General features: G+C 52.2%; 2 protein-coding genes. Both read left to right on the forward strand.

The features are described from left to right. The coding region (locus tag H6F50_RS01430; RefSeq protein WP_190425529.1) for a filamentous hemagglutinin N-terminal domain-containing protein at positions 1-2,292 on the forward strand (2,292 nt) is incomplete at its 5' end. Continuing rightward, positions 2,282-3,795 (forward strand): ShlB/FhaC/HecB family hemolysin secretion/activation protein (locus tag H6F50_RS01435; RefSeq protein ID WP_190425532.1); only part of this gene is annotated, 1,514 nt, incomplete at its 3' end. The genes H6F50_RS01430 and H6F50_RS01435, both read left to right, overlap by 11 nt.

The following is a 3,795-nucleotide window of genomic DNA, read 5'->3' on the forward strand; positions in this document are numbered from 1 at the left end:
ATCACCCTTGATGGCAGCCTCGGCTTGGCAAAAACCTTAACGGGTCCCAATTACGTTATTCCTCAATCAGCGGGTCAAACCGTCGGCAGTAATCTGTTCCACAGCTTTGGAAAATTTAGCCTCAACGCAGGCGAGGTAGCGGGTTTTAGCAGCGCCGCCAATATCCAGAATATTCTATCCCGTGTTACAGGGGGTTCTCCCTCCTTGATTAACGGCTCAATTTTTACCGATCAGCCGGTCAACTTCTTCTTGATCAATCCCAGTGGCATTCACTTCGGGCCAAAGGCTCAACTCAATGTCGGTAGTGCCACCAGAGGCTCTTTTGTTGCCACAACTCTGGATGCTTTGGTGTGGGCGGATGGTAGCCAGTTTAGCGCCACCAATCCAGAAGAAGCGAGTAGCTTACTGACGATGGTTGGCGATCCGAGTGGGTTTATCTCTTCACAACTGCCGAAACCAATCGTGGGTTCTGCTAGCACCCTGAAAGTTGCAGAAAATCAGACTTTGTTGTTATTAGGCGGTGATGTGAGTTGGAAGGGCGGGCTTTTGCAGGCGCGGAGTGGTCGAGTCGAGTTGGCAGGAGTCGCAGAACCAGGAACCGTAAAGCTGAATGCACAAGGCAATCGTTGGCGCTTGAAATTTCTAGATAGCGTCGTCCATGCAGATATATCCCTCACGAATCAAGCCGTGATTGATGTCAATGGTCAAGGTAGCGGGGCGATCCAGCTTTCCGGCAGACAGGTGACATTCAGCGATGAGTCAAAAGTTTCTGCAAATACGTTGGGGAATCGAAATGGGCAAGGAATCTTTATCCAAGCTGTGCGGCTAACCATTCAAGGGGGTTCTCAGGTCTCTGCAACAACCACCGGCAAGGGGAAAGGAGGGATTATCGACATCAATGTCTCTGATTCGGTAGAACTGATCGGCACCTCAGCGGATGGTCAAAAACCCAGCAAACTCGCCAGTGATGTTAAAGATGCAGGGGGAGATGCGGGAAACGTGACAATTACGACCCGGCAATTGCTAGTTCGGGATGGGGCGCGGATATCAGCGAGTGGTTCCGGAACGGGGCAGGGAGGAAGTATCAACGTCTATGCCACCGATCGGGTGGAACTGAGTGGCACCGCACCGAGCGATCGCCGTCCCAGTGGATTGTCGGTTCAAACTTCTAGAGGCAATGGGAAAGCTGGAAACTTAACGATTACCACTCGGAAATTGACGATCCGAAATGGGGCAGAAGTCTCTGCGGCTACTTTTGGGGCAGGTTTCGGGGGAAATGTGGAGGTGAATGCCTCTGAGTTGGTAGAACTGATTGGGACTTCAGGAAATGGAAAGCTTCGCAGCAGATTGTTTGCTGGAACCGGCAACCCTGCCGATGTCATCCGAGACGGAGATGGTTCCCCCTCCGATAGCAGTAATCTTCCGGCATTTTCGACCGGAGATGGGGGAAGTCTGACGGTTAAAACTCAGTTGTTAACGGTTCGGGATCGGGGACAAATCTCTGTGGGCAGTCAAGGGTTAGGAAAAGCTGGGGAACTCGAAATTGACTCTGGCTCTATCCTGCTAGACAATGGGGCAACCCTCAACGCCCAAACTGTATCCGGTGACGGCGGGAATATTCGATTGCGAGTGCAAGACTTATTATTGCTGCGCCGCAATAGTAACCTTTCCACCACCGCAGGCACTGCAAAAGCGGGTGGAGATGGCGGGAATGTGGATATTAATGCCAAATTCATCGTCGCTGTCCCATCTGAAAATAGCGATATTACCGCCAATGCCTTCCAAGGTCGGGGAGGGAGTATCAACATCACCACTTCTAGTATCTTTGGTAGCCAGTTGCGATCGCGCCCAACCTCCCAAAGTGACATCACGGCGAGTTCGGAATTTGGGGTAGATGGCACCGTACAAATTAATACTTTGGATGTCGATCCCAGTCGCGGGTTAGCGACTTTACCAGCCGAATTGGTCGATGCTTCTGGATTGGTAGCACAAACTTGTCCGGCGAGTGGCAGCAACGTTGCGAGTTCTTTCACCGTGACGGGAAGCGGAGGGTTGCCGGACAATCCTAGCGAAACCCGAAGCAGCAGTGCCGTTTGGACAGATTGGCGTCAGGTTGCACCAGCTTCCACTCACTCCCAAAAGGATGTTGCCATACAGTCAAACTTGACAAAAGAGCCGGTAGAAGCACAAGGTTGGGTGAAAAACGATCGAGGCGAAGTCGTTCTCACGGCTGCTGTTCCGTACTCCTCTCTTCATTCCGGGCTAACAACCGCTAAGTGCCATGTACCGTAATTTTTCTGGGGGCGATCGCTTATTGTATCTTCGGCTGGGTTTAGCAATCCTGAGTATCTGCTTGACGGCGCAAGTCGCGCGATCGCTTCCGGAAACGATTGACTCGGCTCAACCTCAACTCCCTCCACCACAAGACATCCTTCAGCCGCCACCTCCCTCCCCTTCCCCACTTCCTTTACCAGAAACACCTGCCCCACTACCGCCGCCAGGAGACTTGCTCCAGTCGCCTATGCAGCCTTCCCCGGAGGCGGAAACACCGGGGGAGACTGTTCCTGGCAACATCACGGTGGAAAAGTTTGAATTCATCGGCAATACAGCTTTCAGTTCCGAAAAGCTAGCGGAAATTACCAAGCCGTTTACCAATCGACCGATTTCCTTTGCCGAACTGCTGCAAGCTCGAACTGCTGTCACCGAGTTTTACGTCAACCAAGGGTATATTACGTCAGGTGCCCTGATTCCAGCTAACCAAACGATTCAGGGAGGCGTCGTCACCATTCAGGTCGTCGAAGGCGGCTTAGAAGACATTAAAATTAGTGGCACGCGACGGTTAAATTCCAACTACGTGCGATCGCGTTTGGCTGTCGCCACATCAAAGCCGCTCAATCGAGAGCGTCTCTTAGAAGCATTGCAGCTGCTGCAACTCAATCCGCTGATTGCCAATTTATCCGCGGAACTTTCTGCTGGAACCCGTCCGGGATTCAGTTTGCTGGAGGTTCGGATAACAGAGGCGAAGACCTTTAGCACCCAAATCGGCATCGATAACGGTCGTTCCCCTAGTGTGGGCAGCTTCCGACGTCGCTTGCAAGTGAATGAAGCGAATTTATTCGGTTTGGGAGATGGTTTAAGCCTTGCCTACAGCAATACAGATGGCAGCGATAGCTTCGATACTTCCTACACACTGCCGATTAATCCTTACAATGGCACGTTTAGCGTCAGTTACGGCACCACATCCAGCGATGTGATTGAGCCACCCTTCGACCGTCTCGATATTTATGCCGCCTCGCGCTACTACGAATTGACCCTGCGCCAGCCAATTGTTCAAACCCCCACCCAACAATTCACCGTCGGTTTAACAGCATCTCGGCGGGAAAGCGAAACTTCTTTGCTAGAGATTCCGTTTCCCCTGTCGGCGGGCGCTGATGACGAGGGACGCACCCGGATATCAGCATTACGATTGTTTCAGGAATGGACGCAAACCGGGACTCGCCAAGTCATTGCCTTGCGATCGCAATTTAATATCGGACTCGGTGCCTTTGATGCCACCCTCAACGAATCTGGTCCCGATAGCCGCTTTTATTCATGGCAAGGGCAAGCCCAGTGGGTACGCCTCCTCGCCCCAGAAACGTTGCTATTGGTGCGTGGCAACGTGCAACTGGCAGATAGAACCCTAGTTCCTTTAGAACAATTTGGTTTAGGCGGCTTAGAAAGCATCCGGGGTTATCGTCAGGATGCTCTGCTGACGGATAACGGAGTCTTGCTGAGTGCAGAACTTCAGTACCCGGT

It is taken from the genome of Coleofasciculus sp. FACHB-712, assembly GCF_014695635.1.
Classification (GTDB): domain Bacteria; phylum Cyanobacteriota; class Cyanobacteriia; order Cyanobacteriales; family FACHB-T130; genus FACHB-T130.